Below are 14,498 nucleotides of genomic sequence, written 5' to 3' on the forward strand. Positions count from 1 at the left end.
GGCTCGTCGCGGACCCACCGCAGGCGGCGCCGGGGTCAGAGGAACGTCTCCGCCGGACCGATCGAGTCCGCACGCGCCCTGAGGGTCGCGACGGTGTTGAACGGCCAGCTCAACTCCACGGTCACGTACTTGCCGTTGGCGGCCCTGAGGGCGAAGCGGCCGTTGGCGAGTGGGACCCGTTGGTACCTCTCCCATGGCCCGACGCCGTCGGCGCGGGCCCGCAGCGTGCCGTTGGTGTTGAACGGCCAGTCCAGCTCGGCGCTGACGTACCTGCCGTTCGCCGTCGACCGGAAGGCGTAGGTGTCGCCGCCGAGCGCGACCATGTCGAAGCCGGTCCGGTCGTCGACGCCGTCGTTGCGGGCGCGCAGGGTCCCGTTGGTGTTGAACGGCCAGTCCAGTTCCGGGACCACGTACTTCCCGTTGGCCTCCGAACGGAGAGTCACCACGCCCTCCACGGGTGGAGTGCGCGGAGCGGGCGGGGTGGCCGTCGCGGACGGGGCCAGGGTGAGCAGGGCCAGGACCGCGAGCAGGGCGCCGAACGCAGCCCTGGACCCGGCCGGCCGGGGTCGTCTGCTGGTCATCGTGTCCCTCGGGGTCGGGGGGCAGCCCGCGCGCCGACGCTAGCCGGCGACGGCGACCGGACCGCCCGTCGTGACAGGTCACCGACAGGGCGGCCGGCCGCACGACACGGGCACCGGGTGAGCCGCACGACGCGGACCACTCGGCCGGGTGGTTTCCCACTCGACGGTGTCGAACTGGCGCCGCGTCGGCGGATACGGTCACCGGGGTTCGGCCCCAATCCCCGCCGAAGGGGCACGGCAGAGGCACGGAAGGGTCACGCGATGGGCGTCACCGGCGACGAGGTCCGCCACGCGACCTTCACCACGACCGGCTTCGGCACTCGGGGCTACCGGGAGCGCGAGGTCGTCGCCTTCCTCTCCCGCGTCGCCGACACCCTCGACGGGCACGGCGACGTGACCGCGACGGAGGTGCGGAACGTCGAGTTCCGCAGCACCCTCGGCCGGGGCGGCTTCGCGGAGGACGAGGTCGACGCGCTGCTGGACCGGATCGAGCGCGAGCTGCGGGAGCGCGAGGACCGCGCCTGAGCCGCGCGTCCGGGAGCTGGGCCGATCCCGCGCCGGAGCCGGGAAGCGACCGCGGGCGCGGGCGCCTGTGAAGCTGATCGCACCCGCGGTGTCGCCTGGTGGCACGCGTGTCAGGCTTTTCGGTGGACACCATCCGCACGACCCGGGGACCCGCCGAGCGGGCCTCGAGGGAAGGACGGTCAACGATGACTGCTGTGCCCAACGCGCCCCAGGCCGAGGAGACCGCGCCCTACGCGGGCGGCGCCTCCGCCCCCTCCGCCGCGCCGAGGAAGCGGGTCCGCGTCCACCACCTGCGGGAGCTCAAGGAGCGCGGCGAGCCGTGGCCCATGCTCACCGCCTACGACACCTTCTCCGCGAAGATCTTCGACGACGCCGGCATCCCGGTGCTGCTCGTCGGCGACTCCGCCGCGAACACCGTCTACGGCTACGACAGCACGGTGCCGGTGACCGTCGACGAGCTGGTGCCGCTGGTGCGGGCGGTCAGCCGGTCCGCGCGGCGGGCGCTGGTCGTCGCCGACCTGCCGTTCGGCTCGTACGAGGTCTCCACCGAGCAGGGCATGCTCAGCGCCATCCGCCTGATGAAGGAGGGCGGGGCCCACGCCGTGAAGCTGGAGGGCGGCCGGCGGTACGCGCCGCTGGTGGAGGCCCTGGTCGCCGCCGGCACACCGGTGATGGGCCACCTCGGTTTCACGCCGCAGAGCGAGCACGTGCTCGGCGGGTACCGCGTCCAGGGCCGGGGCGCGGCAGCGGACGAGCTGGTCGAGGACGCGTTGGCGCTGGAGGCGGCGGGCGCGTTCGCGGTCGTGCTGGAGATGGTGCCGGCGGAGACGGCGAAGCGGATCACGGCCGAGCTGCGGGTCCCCACCGTCGGCATCGGCGCGGGCCCCGACTGCGACGCCCAGGTGCTGGTCTGGCAGGACATGGCCGGGCTGAACCCGGGCAGGGCGCCGCGCTTCGTCAAGCGGTACGCCGACCTGGCCGGCGTGCTCGGCGCGGCGGCGGCCCAGTTCGGGGCCGAGGTGCGCTCGGGCGTGTTCCCCGGCCCGGAGCACGTCTTCCACTGAGCCCGGTTCCCCTGATCCTGGTTTCGCTGATCCTGGTTCCACTGATCCTGGTTTCGCTGGTCCCGGTTCCACTGGTCCCACGGGTGCCGCTGATTCCGCGGATTCCCCTGGTCCGGTGTCGCCGGCGGCTCCCCGGCCTGGTCAGGTCCTGTCCGGTCCGACCGGCGCACGGGTGACCTCACGGTGTGGGTGCGGAGCTTCTCCGCACCCACACCGCCGTCTCCCCGTCTCCCAACCACCCGTTGGTGTCGTGCCAGCGGTCATTCCAACGGTCGCCACACCGGCGGTCGCCACACCGGCGGTCGTCACACCGGCGGGGTCTCCTCACCGAAGGGCCGGCCGCCGAGCGCCTCCCGTCCGTGCGGGGTGTGCCAGCCGCTCGGGTCCGGCCCCAGCGGCACGACGCGGTTCGGGTTGAGCTGCTCGTGCGTGCCGTAGTAGTGCCGCTTGATGTGGTCGAAGTCGACCGTGTCGCCGAACCCCGGGGTCTGGAACAGGTCGCGCGCGTAGGCCCACAGCACCGGCATCTCGGTCAGCTTCTGCCGGTTGCACTTGAAGTGGCCGTGGTAGACGGCGTCGAAGCGGACGAGCGTGGTGAACAGCCGCACGTCGGCCTCGGTGATCGTGTCGCCGACCAGGTAGCGCTGGTGCGCCAGGCGCTCCGACAACGCGTCCAGCCGGTCGAACAACGCGTGGTACGCCCGTTCGTACGCCTCCTGCGAGGTGGCGAAGCCGCAGCGGTACACCCCGTTGTTGACGTCGCGGAACACGTCGGCGTTGACGGCGTCGATCTCCGCGCGCAGGTGCTCCGGATACAGGTCCGGAGCGCCGGGGCGGTGCAGCGCCCGCCACTCCGTGGCCAGGTCGAGGGTGATGCGCGGGTAGTCGTTGCTGACCACCCGGCCGCTGCGGGTGTCGATCAGCGAGGGCACGGTGACCCGCCCGGTGTAGTCCGGGTCGGTGGCGCGGTAGGCCTCGGCGAGGAACCCGATGCCCAGGACCGGGTCCCTGCCGTCCCGGTCCAGGGTGAACCGCCAGCCGCGCTCGTCGCGGACCGGGTCCACGACGGCCAGCGACAGCGCGTCCTCCAGCCCGAGGAGCCGGCGCACGATGACCGACCGGTGGGCCCACGGACAGGCCAGCGACACCACCAGCCGGTAGCGGCCGGGTTCCACCGGCCACCCGGACGAGCCGTCCGCCGTGACCCGGTCGGTGAACCGGTTGGGCTGGCGGACGAACTCCCCCCTGGTGGACGTCTCGCGCGCGAACTGGGGTCGGCTCATGCCCGCACCGTAGGCTTCGCGAGACGATCTCGCATCGCTTCCCGGGAGGTGGACGTTGCGGACGCTCTACCCACCGATCGAGCCGCACGAGCACGGCATGCTCGACGTCGGCGACGGCCACCGGATCTACTGGGAGAGCTGCGGCGATCCCCTGGGCAAGCCCGTGTTGTTCCTGCACGGCGGGCCGGGCGGCGGGTGCACCCCGAGGCACCGCAGGCTGTTCGACCCGGCGGCCTACCGCATCGTGTTGTTCGACCAGCGGGGCTGCGGCCGCAGCCGCCCGCACGCCAGCTCCCCCGACGCCGACCTGGGCACCAACACCACCTGGCACCTGGTCGCCGACATCGAGCGGCTGCGGGAGCACCTCGGCGTCGAGCGGTGGCAGCTCTCGGGCGGCTCGTGGGGCAGCACCCTCGCGTTGGCCTACGCGCAGACCCATCCCGACCGCGTCAGCGAGATGGTGCTGCGCGGGATCTTCACCCTGCGGCGCGGCGAACTGGACTGGTACTACGGCGGCGGGGCCGGCCAGCTCGTCCCCGAGCGGTGGGCGGAGTTCGTCGCCCCGGTGCCGGAGGACGAGCGCGACGACCTGATCGAGGCCTACCACCGGCTGCTCACCCACCCCGACCCCGCCGTGCGCGAACCGGCGGCGGTCGCGTGGAGCACGTGGGAGGCGGCCACCGTCACCCTGCTGCCCCACCCGGCGCTGGTCGAGCAGTTCGGCCGACCCGAGTTCGCGACGGCGTTCGCGCGGATCGAGAACCACTACTTCCGGCACCGCGGCTGGCTGGCCGAGGGGCAGCTCCTGCGGAACGCGGCGCGACTGGCGGACGTGCCGGGGGTGATCGTGCAGGGCCGCTACGACCTGGCGACCCCGGCCACCACCGCGTGGGAACTGCACCAGGCGTGGCCGGGGTCGGAGCTGGTGATGGTGGAGGGCGCCGGGCACGCGTTCGACGAGCCGGGCATCCTGCACCACCTCATCGAGGCGTCCGACCGGTTCCGCCCCTGAGACGGCGGCGACCTCGTCGCGGCGCGACCACGGGGCGGTCAGCCGGCGAGCGCGCGCCCCAGCACGTCGCGGGCCTCGACCAGGGACGGCCCCTGCCAGGTGAGGTGCCGGCCGGAGACGAGCGCCGACCGCGCGCCGGGGAACGCCTCGGGGCCGTCGTCGGCGGTGAACAGGTACGGCTCGTCGGGCAGGACCACGAGGTCGGCGCGGCCCTGGTCGAGCACCGCGCGCAGCTCCTCCAGGCTGGGCCGGGGGTAGCGGTCCGGGTGGTCGGCGTAGGCGTTGGCCACGCCGAGACGGCGCAGCACGTCGGTGGCGAAGGTGTCGCCGCCGACCACCACCCACGGCCGCCGCCAGACCGGGACCACCGCGACCGCCCTGACCGGGTCGACCGGCGCCCACACCCGCTCGGCCTCGACCAGCCAGTCCGGCGCGCCGGCCCCGAACGCGCCCTGGAACAGGCGGCGCAGGGAGGCCAGCGAGCCCGGGACGTCGCGCGGCTCGGCGGTGACCCACACCGGAACGCCCTCGGCGCGCAGCGCGGCGACGTCCCGGGGCAGGTTCTCGTCGACGTTGGCGAGCACCAGGTCCGGGGACAGCGCGAGCACCTGGTCGACCTTCGGGTACTTCGACCCGCCCACGCGCGGGACGTCGAGGTCGGCGGGGTGGGCGCAGTACTCGGTGGCGCCGACGACCACGCCGGGCACGGTGCGCTCGACCGCCTCGGTGAGCGAGGGCACCAGCGACACGACCCGCGAGGGCGTGCCCCGCAGCGGGACCTCGGCGCCGAGGTCGTCCACCGGCGTCAACGCGCCCGCTCCACCAGCTCGGCGAGGACGTCGGCGTGGCAGGGCTGGGGAGCGCACCAGCACCCCAGCGCCCGCCCCTTCAGCTCGGTCCGCGCGCGGCGCTCCAGCTCCCGGTGCTCCGCGAGCCACTCGCGGTAGTGCCGGACCATGGCCTCCCGGTCCGTCTTCGCCTCCTTCACGAAGGGGCTCGCGAAGTCGGAGTCGGGCCAGGAGTGCCGTGGTCCGGCATGCCCCACGTAGGTGATGAGGTCGTGCTCCACCAGCCAGGGCACCAGCCGGCCGTGCGGGCCGGACCGGCGCACGTTCACGACGACCGCGTGGCCGGCCAGCACCCGCTCGGCGAGCCGCCGCTCGTCCCCGGTGAACGTGTCGGGCAGCTCGGACGGCCCGGGCGGCTCGGACGGCCTGCGCGGCTTGGGCACGACCTCACCTCTCACACGTCGGTGATCCGGATTCCCGCGTGCGCCCTGTACCGGCGGTTGATCGCGATGAGGTTGGCGGTCAACGCCTCCACCTGGCCGGCGTTGCGCAGCCGCCCGCCGTAGATCCCCCGCACGCCGGGGATCCGCTCCGCCAGCTCCCGCACGATGTCGGTGGCCTCCCGGTCGTCGCCGAGCACCAGCACGTCGGTGTCGACCTTGGCGACGTCGGCGTCGGCCAGCAGCACCGCCGAGACGTGGTGGAACGACGCGGTGACCCGGGACTCCGGCAACAGGGCGGCCGCCTGCTGGGCGGCGCTGCCCTCGGGCACGTCCAGGCGGAACGGGCCCTGCTTGTCGAAGCCGAGCGGGTTCACGCAGTCCACGACGATCTTGCCGGCCAGGGCCTCGCGCAACGGCTCCAGCGTGGCGGCGTGGGCGTCCCACGGCACGGCCACGACGACGACGTCGGAGCGGGCGGCCACACCCGCGTTGTCCGCGCCGGCGACGGCGTCCGAGCCGGTGGCCTCCCGCAGTTCGGCGGCCGAGGCCTCGGCCCTGGCGGCGTCCCGGGAGCCGATCAGCACCGACAGACCCGCCTTCGCCCACCGGTAGGCCAGGCCGCGCCCCTGCGCGCCGGTCCCGCCGAGGACGCCGATGGTCATCTCCTGCACGCTCAACCGTCTTCCCTTCCCGACAGCCCGCTCTTCCCGCGCCGACACCCGCGGCTGGCTGGCATCACCGGGGTGACAGGGACGAGACGTCGCCCGGCGATGCCCCCGTGCTCGCGCACCGGTCCACTCTCGTGACCCGAGCGGGGCTCGGCAAGGCGACGATGGTCACTCGATCTCGACCATGGTTGGGGTCCTGGTCGAACGCGGAACGGCTCGTCGGGACCGCACCGGTCCTCGCCGCCTCGCCAGCGCTCGTCGGTCCTCGTCGGTCGTCGTCCGCCCTCGTCAGGCCGTGTCAGTTCTCGTCGGACCAGTCGCGGTCGGCGGCGTCGGCCCGCTCGGTGCGTTGCCTGGCGATGGCCAGGGCCTGCTCGGCGGTCGCGGCGTCCGGGTAGGGGCCCATGCGGTCCATGGCGCGGCACTCCAGGCCGCGCTCGACCTTGTGATGCTTGAGGCAGAAGTACCAGCCTGCTTCGGGGTCCACCATGTCCCGAGCGTGACACGCGCGGGCTGGCGTGTCACCTGCTGGCGCGGCCGGCCCCAGCTCCGCCACCGCCTGGCCCCGCGACCGACCATCCACTCCGGACAGCCCCCACCCGCCCTGGGGGGCGACCCCTGCACCAGCCTATCGCCGCCACCCGACCGGGCCAAGAGCCGCACCGCGCCCTGTGGATAACTCAGGCGCCTGTGGACAACTCGGCCAGAACAAGGCCCATGCGGTTGCGAAATCCCCGGCGCAGCGCTAAAGGCAACACCTCGCTCCTCCGTCGCCCCAGCGCCCCAACTTCCAACCCCAGCCCCAAGCCCACCGCCACGGCTACGCCCAAGGCCACGGCCCAACCCCAGGCTCAGGCCCAGGCCCAAGCCCAAGCCCAAGCCCAAGCCCAAGCCCAAGCCCAAGCCCAAGCCCAAGCCAGGGAAAGCCTCGGTCTGGGCGGCAACAGAAGAACCGGATCAGGCAACGGGGACACCTCGTGGAGGAACACCCGAAGTGATGAGCCGGCCCGAGAGAACCGCACCGCCCCGTCACCCGAGGCGACGGGGCGGAACGGGAAGACACGATCGAGCACAACCCGGCGAGCACGCCTGACGAACAGGAAGCAGCTCACCAACGCGGCGGAGGAGACGCCGGCGGCACGTAACCGGCGTCCTGCTGGCGCGGAATCGGGTCCAGACAGGACACCAGGACCTGCTTGTCCTCCGGGTTGTCGATCCGCTGCCCGCTGCGCTCGCGGTACACCAGCTCCCCGTCGCCGTCGATCTCCACCAGGCACCCGACCTCGGCGAGCTGGTCCTCGTCCAGGTCGACCAGCCGCTCGTAGCGCGAGGGCACCACCCGGTAGACCGGCCACGGCAGGTGGCCGAACGCCTGGTGGAACTCGGCGAGCAGGTGCGCCATCTGCTGCTGCCACGGCAACGGCATCGACTCGGCCAGGGAGCGCGGCAGCACCACGTACCCGGCGTCCACGCCGTGCCGGGCGTTGTGCAGGGCGTCGCGCAGGGGCGTGCTGGACGCCGGCGGTCCCGCGGGGCGTGGGATCGGGGCGTTGGTGTACATGCTGTCTGCCTCCCGTGTGATGTCAGGTCAGCGACCGGGCGCTACACGCCGGGGCGCACCACGTAGGGAATGAGGTCGTTCCAGACGCGGACCGTGGTCTTGCGCACCGCGGCCCCCGTGTAGGGCGCCTCGACCATCTCGCCGTTGCCGACGTACAGGCCGACGTGGTGGATCAACCACCGGTTCGAGGAGTTCCCGTAGAACACCAGGTCGCCCGGCTGCGCCTGCTCAAGCGGGATGTACGCGCCGGCCAGCCACTGGTCGTAGGTCACCCGGGGGATGGTGACGCCGGCCGCGCGGTAGGCGGCCTGCACCAGCGACGAGCAGTCCCAGGCGTCCGGGCCGTTGCCGCCCCACACGTACGGGTCGCCGATCTGGTCCATCGCGAACGAGATCGCCTTGGCCGCGGCCTCCGACGGCGGCGGGGCGCTCGCGCAGCCGGTGGGGTCCTCGACCTTGCCCAGGTCCGCCAGGAGCTGGACGGCCATGCCCTCCCAGCGGTGGTAGCGGTCGGGGAACGCCGAGCGCTCCACCGCCTGGGCCGCGTCACCCGGCCGCATCCGCTCCCAGTCCTTGATCCGCGTGAGCGTGTCGTAGAACCAGTTGATCTGCCACCGCACGTCCAGCCGCTGTTCGACGCTGCCGTGCATGCCCCGGATCTGGAAGATGCCCAGCGAGTCGAGGTCGCCGTAGGTGAGGTTGCGCAGCCCCGACTCCTGCCGGCCGGCCTGCAACGCGACCTGCCACGCCGCCGGCGGCAGGTTCCGCTCCCTGCCGATCGTGATGATCATCGCGGCGATCTGGAGGGACTCCTCCCCCAGCGTCCGCACGTCCCGCTGGGACTGGTCGGTGCCGCCCTTGGGCCACACCCCCATCATCGCGTTGCACACGCCGTAGGTGCGGGCCGCCTGCGCGGTGTTGCCGTCCCCGCCGATCACCGTGGACACCACGCCCGTCGTCGCGGTGACGACCGTGGCCACCACGGCGAGCAGGACGACGCCGATGAGCGCGCTCCGCATGTCAGCCCGCCCTGGTGTAGCCGGCCACCCGCCAACCGTTCTGGGTGGAGATCACCAACACCTGGAGGTCGCCCGCGTCGGTCGGCAGTTTGACCTGGACCGAGCCGGCGGTGGAGCTGAGCGCGGCGGGATCCCCGGTGAGCCTGGACGCCGGCACGTTGGCCGGGTCGACCGTGCTCATCACGGTCAGGTACTCCTCCGTGGTGTAGGGCCGCAGGCCCTCCAGCCACTGCGCGCTCGTCATGCCCTGCGGGTGGTTCACCCACGCCCTGCCCCAGTTCCTGGCCGCCTCCAACGCCTCGGGCGCCGGCGCGGCCGGCGGTGGCGCGGCCTGCGGGATCGACGAGTGCACCCGGGGCGCGCGCCGTTCCTCGGAGGGGGACGGCCCCGTGGCGCCCGGCGCGAACGCCGGGGGCGGCGCGGCCGCGGTCCGCGAGGGCCGCGGCGGCTCCTGCCGGGACGACATGCCGTACTCGGGCAGGACCAGTCCGACCGCGGTCGCCAGCGCGACGAACCCGACGACCGCGAGGACGAGGTGCCTCGGTGAGCGCAGCGGCCAGCCCCACAGCCTGCGGTAGACCGCGGCGCGCCCGCGGTGCGTGCGGATCGGCATCCGTCTGCCCCCTCTCTGCCTCAGCGCACCCACCCGTCGCGGAACTCCATGCCCCGCGAGGGCCGGTACACCACCCACACCGGTCGCCCGGCGACGACCTCGACGTCGGCGCGGCGGGGCTCGGGCACCGCCGGCCCCACCCCGGCGCTCTGGCGGTGGGAGCCGTTGATCCGGGACGGGATCACGACGGCGTCCTCGCCGTGGTGGTCCCAGCTCCGGTCCACCACGGGCGAGGTGTCCACCAGCCGGCTGCGGGCGGCGGGCAGCTCTCCTGCCGCCCTTCCGGGGCCCCGCCCGGCGACGGAGGCGACCGTGGCGGAGGGGCCGGCGGTCAACGCGGGCTGGCCGTCCGGCCGCCGCGCCGCGCCGGCGATCGCTCCCGCGACCGCGCCCGCCACCCCGGCGGCGCCGCCGATGGCCGTGGCCGCGCCCACCCGCTCGGCGTGCGCCACGACCGGGCCGGCGGCCTCGGGGCGGGCCCGGCGGCGCGCCTTGGCCGGCCGGATCTCCTCGTCCAGGTCCATCTCCCTGACCTGCTCCCAGAACTCGTCCTGGGGGGTGGGCCCGGTCGCGCGCCTGCGGCGCAGCCGGCCCAGCAGTCCGGGGCCGGCGGAGGGCACCGCGCTGCCGACGGCGCCCACGCCCAGCTCGACCATCTGCCACAGCCGCCGTACCGGCTTGCCGATGATGAAGAACACCACGGTGATCAGGCCGGCCAGCAGCATCTGGGTGAGCAGCGAGAAGCCGCGGCCCGGGTTGAAGATCCAGGTGAGCATGAGGGTGTGCATGCCGGCCAGCGCGGCGAGGACGATCACGTTGAGCAGCGCGGCGCCGATCGCGCGGCCCACCGCGCGCAGCACGTCGTGGTAGAGCATGGCGACCAGGCCGATCACCGGTCCGGCCAGGATCAGCACCCGCAGCAACACCTGCGCCAACAGGATGGCCGCCTTGGCCAGCAACTGGAACAGCGCGTAGGCGACGCCCTGCAACGCGCCGAGGACCCCCGCGCCGAGCCGGCTCCCGTCGGTGCCCTTCAGGTAGCCGTAGGTGCTGCCCAGCGTGGCCTGGTTGGCGATGGACTTGAACGCGTTCTTCTTGGGGTCGGCCGACCCGGCGTCCTTGCCCTCCGCGACCTCCTGCTTGGTCCACGCCTGCGCGCGCAGCAGGTCGCGGCCGTGCTGCTGGGCCTGCGGGGCGTCGGGCGAGCCGAACTCGCCCCGCAGCCAGTTCCGGTAGACGACCTGGTCGTGCAGCACGGTCGGCAGGGCGTTGCGCTCGTCGATGCCGACCTCCTTGAGGAAGCCGGCCTGGGCCTGGGAGGTGCCGGTGATCAGCACCTCGTCCAGGGCGTGCGTGTAGATCAGCGGGGTCAGGTAGGTCGCCGAGGCGAGCCAGATGCCGCCCAGCGCCCACATCCCGCGCTTGCTGATCGTGGCGAGGTCGCCGCGCCAGATGTGCCGGAACAGCACGACGGCCAGCAACAGCGCGACCAGACCGAACCAGGGCGCGTACACGCTGTTGTACAGCGCGATCGTGCCGGTCATCACCAGGTCGTCGAGCGGTTTCATCAGGTCGCCCGACAGCAGCATGTAGTGCAGGCCGTTGGTGGCGCCGACGAGGTTCTTGCCGACGTTGAACAGCTCGTTGCCGGCCCACGTGTCGATGACCGCGTTCGGGTTGCTCGCCGCGCCCGCCACGCAGCCGAGGTCGTAGGTGTGCCAGACCAGCCCGGCGTAGCCGACCTCGTCGTAGGCGCTGCCCGGCTGGCCGGCGCCCAGCGGGGCCGGGTCGAGCGCGCCGACCATGCCCGCGCCGGGGCGCTCCGGGTTGGGCGCCTCCTTCTCGCAGACCTGGGCGTGCGCCACCGGGGCGCCCAGCACCGCCTGGCCGAGCAGCAACGCGATCACCGCGAGCAGCGCGGCCCGCCGGCGCGGCGGGCCGGACGGCCGACGGCCGCGGCGGGCCACGGCCCGTCCCCCGAGCGCGAGGCAGGCGAGCAGGCCCGCCACCACGAGGGAGGTCATGCCCTGTCGTCCCGGCCGGGACGGTCCACAGTGGACCTCCCGCCGGCCCCGCCTCCCCCGGGCCCGTCCGTGGCCGCGCCCCAGTCCCCCCGGCCCACGCCGGCGGTCTGGAGCTCGGTGTCCGGCTCAGGGTCCAGGCCCAGGCCGGTGAACTCGTCCACCTCGTCCTCGCCGGGCGCCGGCTCGACCAGCCCGTCGCCGCCGAGCCCCACCACCCCGTTCCCCGCGGCCCCGCGTCCGCGGGGCGGGGCCGGCTCCGGGGCGTCGGGCACCTCGGGCGCCACACCGCCGGCCGGCTCCCCGCGCAGGGCGTCGGGCGTGGTGTCCATCGCCGTCCGCAGGTGGGCCAGGTGGTCACCGCCGAAGTCGATGCGGATGCGCTCCACGCCCCCCGCGCCGTCGCCGAAGATGAACTGGCGGGGCGAGCGGTCGCGTTCGGTGGCGTTGCGGGCCGCGCCGCCGGGGCGACGGCCGAGGCTGGCCACCACCTGCTCGTACCCGGCCCCGACCGGCACCTTCAGCAGCCGCAACGCGTCCGCCTGCGCGTGCTCGTCGTCCAACCGGCCGACGAAGACCGAGTCCAGCAGCGAGACGAAACCCTGGATGCGCAGGAAGTCGGCCGGGATCTGGCTGGACAGCAGCACCCGGACGTTCCACTTCCGCGAGTCGCGGGCGAACCGGTTCATCAGCACCCGGCCGGTCGGCACCTCGGACAGGAAGAACGCCTCGTCGATCCAGACACCCTTGCGCAGGTCCTTGGGCCGCTCGTAGATCGAGCGCTGGGTGAGCCAGGCGGCCAGGTTCAGCAGCTCGACGCCGAGCGCCTCGGCGTCGGTCCAGTGTTCGCGGCCGACGCCGTCCTTGGGCAGGGTCAGCCCAGCCATCGTCAGCACGGTGAACCGGTCGTCCCTGGCCTCGGAGTAGGGGTCGGCGTCGACCTCCGGGATCAGCAGGGACATCCGTTCCCGCATCTCGTCCAGGAAGTCGGCGACGACGACCGCGTGCTCGTGGTGGTCGCTGGCGTCGCGCCGCAACGCGTCGAACACCATGCCGGGGTGGGCGTCCTGCCGCCCGCCCACGGTGCGCACCGCCCGCAGCAGCACGATCCGGGTCTGGGCCAGGCGCGCGACCTCGTAGGGCAGCAGGCCGGTGAGCACGTCGAGCACCAGCCGACGCCGGGTGGCCGCCGCCAGCGCGCGTTCCCTGCGCCAGGCCCGTTCCGGGTCGTCCTCGTCGAGGAAGTGCTCCAGTTGCGGCTCGGCGACCACGCGGTAGGGGTTGAGGATGCCGGGCTGCGCGTTGAGCAGGTTGATCGGCCGGGCGTAGGGCCGCAGCTCGGGCAGCTCGCAGAGCTTGGCCAACGGCCCCGACGGGTCGAGCACCGTCCAGTAGGCGCCGGAGCGCAACGTCTTGTAGACGATGCCGCCGCCGAGGAACGACTTGCCGCCGCCCAGCCCGGCGACCATGGCCGTCAGGCCGGAGGCGTCCCGCACCTCCTGCGCCATCCACGGGTCCCACGCCACCGGCCGGCGGGTGGCCGTGCAGGTCTCGCCGAGCAGGATGCCGCGCCGGTCGCCGACCTCCGCGGTGGCCGTGGGCACGGCCGAGGCCGCCCACACCACGGACCCTCGGCGCATGTACGCGCCGGAGGCCAGTGGCTCGCCGGGGATGAACTCCCTGGCCATCGCGTACTGCGCCTCGGGGTGCTCGATCGCGATCTTCGGCTTGTACAGGTCGAGGAGCTGCTGGGCCAGCCGCAGCGCGTCGCGCTCGCTCGGCCCGGAGACCGCCAGCCGCCACCAGGACCGCACCCGGGTGGCCAGCGCGGTGAAGCCGGAGGTCATCTCGTCGTCGATCTCCAGCACCCGCCCGGCCTGGCGGGCCAGCGACTGCGGCGGCTCCAGCTCGTGCTCGTCGGTGTAGTGGCGGACCTGCGAACGCACCTTGTTCATCTGGCGCTGGAGCTCGCCGGCCACCTCCTCGGGCCGCCGCACGTAGATCCGGGCCGACCACTCCACCGAGGCGGGCAGCCGGTCGGAGCGCTGCACCCACGGGTCGTCGATCTCCGGGATCTGGAGGCCGTGCATCTGGCCGACCGTGAGCACGCAGAGGTGCCGGCGGACGCCGGCGTTGGAGCCGGTCCTGCCCCGCACCACGACGGTCGGCGCGTACGGCTCCTGGTGGAAGTCGGCGGCGTCGGTGAAGCTGGCCAGGTCCTCCGGCTCCCAGTCGGCTCCGGGCACCGCGGGCATGTTGCGGGGCGCGGGCAGCCCCAGCGAGCAGGACCGGTGCATCAGCCAGGACATCTCCTCGGCGGTCACCGGCCGGCCCTCCAGCCCGGAGGAGCCGATCACCTGGTCCAGGTGCTCCACCTCGGAGTCCAGGGCCACCAGCTCGGCGTCGACCGCCTCGGGGAAGATGCGGCGCAGCACGGGCGCGGCGCGCTCCACCGCGCGGTCCACCACGTTGCGGGTCTGCACCTGGACACCGAGGTAGACCTCCTTCTCCGCCATGGACCGACCCATGAGCTGCTGCTGCTCGCCGATCATGTAGTCGTCGAAGGTCAACGCGCCCGGGACGTCGGGCAGCCGGTTGACCGCGTTGTGCACGTGCGCCTCGGCCCACATGCGGATGGGATAGGGCCGGGTGGTGACCCGCAGGTGCAGCCACCGACCCTGCAACTCGGCGTACTGGCCCGCGATCGCGTAGATCAGGTCCTGGCGTTGGGAGTCCGAGCGGAACGACCAGCGCTGGGGGGCCAACCGGTACCAGGCGAAGACGTCCTGTGAGGTGCGCAGCAGGTGGCCGTCGATGCTGCGGGCCGCGATGGACGGCGTGTAGCTGGGGATCGACTGCTCGCCGGGCAGCCGACGGCCGCGGCGGCTGTAGACCCGCTTGTCGCCACGGGCCCCGGACT

Annotated in this window: 14 protein-coding genes; 3 read left to right on the forward strand and 11 right to left on the reverse strand. The window is 73.6% G+C overall.

All coding sequences use genetic code 11. From position 1 onward, the window contains the following. Nucleotides 1-35: 35 nt before the first annotated feature. Nucleotides 36-581, reverse strand: coding sequence for a fascin domain-containing protein (locus LX15_RS16890; RefSeq protein WP_253670563.1), 546 nt, complete (start codon nt 579-581; stop codon nt 36-38). Nucleotides 582-842: 261 nt separating this feature from the next. On the opposite strand from LX15_RS16890, the gene LX15_RS16895 reads away from it, so the two are divergent. Both LX15_RS16895 and panB read left to right on the forward strand, forming a co-directional pair. Beyond that, a complete protein-coding gene (locus LX15_RS16895; RefSeq protein WP_253670564.1) occupies nt 843-1,106 on the forward strand; it encodes a DivIVA domain-containing protein in 264 nt (87 codons plus the stop codon). 185 nt (nt 1,107-1,291) lie between these two features. Then, a complete protein-coding gene (panB, locus tag LX15_RS16900; RefSeq protein ID WP_253670565.1) occupies nt 1,292-2,170 on the forward strand; it encodes a 3-methyl-2-oxobutanoate hydroxymethyltransferase in 879 nt (292 codons plus the stop codon). A gap of 305 nt (nt 2,171-2,475) precedes the next feature. On the opposite strand, the gene LX15_RS16905 is transcribed toward panB, so the two are convergent. After that, complete coding sequence (locus tag LX15_RS16905) at nt 2,476-3,453, reverse strand: glutathione S-transferase family protein (RefSeq protein ID WP_253670566.1); 978 nt, start codon at nt 3,451-3,453, stop codon at nt 2,476-2,478. A gap of 55 nt (nt 3,454-3,508) precedes the next feature. Here LX15_RS16905 and pip point away from each other — a divergent pair, with 55 nt between their 5' ends. Then, nucleotides 3,509-4,465, forward strand: coding sequence for a prolyl aminopeptidase (pip, locus tag LX15_RS16910; RefSeq protein WP_253670567.1), 957 nt, complete (start codon nt 3,509-3,511; stop codon nt 4,463-4,465). Between the two features lie 38 nt (nt 4,466-4,503). Here pip and LX15_RS16915 read toward each other — a convergent pair whose 3' ends face one another. From LX15_RS16915 to LX15_RS16955, 9 genes are all read right to left on the reverse strand, one after another. Then, entirely contained in the window at nt 4,504-5,274 is a 771-nt protein-coding gene (locus LX15_RS16915) for a helical backbone metal receptor (protein ID WP_253670568.1), read from the reverse strand. Next, on the reverse strand, nt 5,271-5,696 hold the full coding sequence (locus LX15_RS16920; protein ID WP_253670569.1) for a DUF4326 domain-containing protein: 426 nt from the start codon (nt 5,694-5,696) through the stop codon (nt 5,271-5,273). Before LX15_RS16920 ends, LX15_RS16915 begins: the two co-directional genes overlap by 4 nt. A gap of 11 nt (nt 5,697-5,707) precedes the next feature. After that, entirely contained in the window at nt 5,708-6,358 is a 651-nt protein-coding gene (npdG, locus tag LX15_RS16925; RefSeq protein WP_253670641.1) for an NADPH-dependent F420 reductase, read from the reverse strand. A gap of 304 nt (nt 6,359-6,662) precedes the next feature. Continuing rightward, nucleotides 6,663-6,854: a hypothetical protein gene (locus LX15_RS16930; RefSeq protein WP_253670570.1), complete on the reverse strand. Its 192-nt coding sequence runs from the start codon at nt 6,852-6,854 to the stop codon at nt 6,663-6,665. Between the two features lie 618 nt (nt 6,855-7,472). Next, the gene (locus LX15_RS16935) at nt 7,473-7,925 is read right to left on the reverse strand and encodes an adenine nucleotide alpha hydrolase family protein (protein WP_253670571.1); all 453 of its coding nucleotides are present in this window, start codon (nt 7,923-7,925) and stop codon (nt 7,473-7,475) included. A 41-nt stretch (nt 7,926-7,966) separates the two neighbouring features. Continuing rightward, nucleotides 7,967-8,944 (reverse strand): C40 family peptidase, encoded by a 978-nt coding sequence (locus LX15_RS16940; protein ID WP_253670572.1) that lies wholly within the window; start codon nt 8,942-8,944, stop codon nt 7,967-7,969. Nucleotide 8,945: 1 nt separating this feature from the next. Next, a complete protein-coding gene (locus LX15_RS16945; RefSeq protein ID WP_253670573.1) occupies nt 8,946-9,557 on the reverse strand; it encodes a hypothetical protein in 612 nt (203 codons plus the stop codon). Nucleotides 9,558-9,577: 20 nt separating this feature from the next. Further along, nucleotides 9,578-11,581, reverse strand: a complete 2,004-nt coding sequence (locus tag LX15_RS16950; protein ID WP_253670574.1) for a hypothetical protein — start codon at nt 11,579-11,581, stop codon at nt 9,578-9,580. Continuing rightward, nucleotides 11,578-14,448, reverse strand: a complete 2,871-nt coding sequence (locus LX15_RS16955; protein WP_253670642.1) for an ATP-binding protein — start codon at nt 14,446-14,448, stop codon at nt 11,578-11,580. Before LX15_RS16955 ends, LX15_RS16950 begins: the two co-directional genes overlap by 4 nt. Nucleotides 14,449-14,498: the final 50 nt, after the last annotated feature.

The organism is Streptoalloteichus tenebrarius (assembly GCF_024171885.1).
In the GTDB taxonomy this organism is placed as follows: domain Bacteria; phylum Actinomycetota; class Actinomycetes; order Mycobacteriales; family Pseudonocardiaceae; genus Streptoalloteichus; species Streptoalloteichus tenebrarius.

Excerpts from the sequence above, each read along its gene's own strand:
- panB (WP_253670565.1), top strand. The coding sequence starts at position 1,292 with ATGACTGCTGTGCCCAACGCGCCCCAGGCCGAGGAGACCGCGCCCTAC.
- npdG (WP_253670641.1), bottom strand. The coding sequence starts at position 6,358 with ATGACCATCGGCGTCCTCGGCGGGACCGGCGCGCAGGGGCGCGGCCTG.
- LX15_RS16895 (WP_253670564.1), top strand. The coding sequence starts at position 843 with ATGGGCGTCACCGGCGACGAGGTCCGCCACGCGACCTTCACCACGACC.
- LX15_RS16890 (WP_253670563.1), bottom strand. The coding sequence starts at position 581 with ATGACCAGCAGACGACCCCGGCCGGCCGGGTCCAGGGCTGCGTTCGGC.
- LX15_RS16905 (WP_253670566.1), bottom strand. The coding sequence starts at position 3,453 with ATGAGCCGACCCCAGTTCGCGCGCGAGACGTCCACCAGGGGGGAGTTC.
- LX15_RS16950 (WP_253670574.1), bottom strand. The coding sequence starts at position 11,581 with ATGACCTCCCTCGTGGTGGCGGGCCTGCTCGCCTGCCTCGCGCTCGGG.
- LX15_RS16945 (WP_253670573.1), bottom strand. The coding sequence starts at position 9,557 with ATGCCGATCCGCACGCACCGCGGGCGCGCCGCGGTCTACCGCAGGCTG.
- LX15_RS16930 (WP_253670570.1), bottom strand. The coding sequence starts at position 6,854 with ATGGTGGACCCCGAAGCAGGCTGGTACTTCTGCCTCAAGCATCACAAG.
- LX15_RS16935 (WP_253670571.1), bottom strand. The coding sequence starts at position 7,925 with ATGTACACCAACGCCCCGATCCCACGCCCCGCGGGACCGCCGGCGTCC.
- LX15_RS16940 (WP_253670572.1), bottom strand. The coding sequence starts at position 8,944 with ATGCGGAGCGCGCTCATCGGCGTCGTCCTGCTCGCCGTGGTGGCCACG.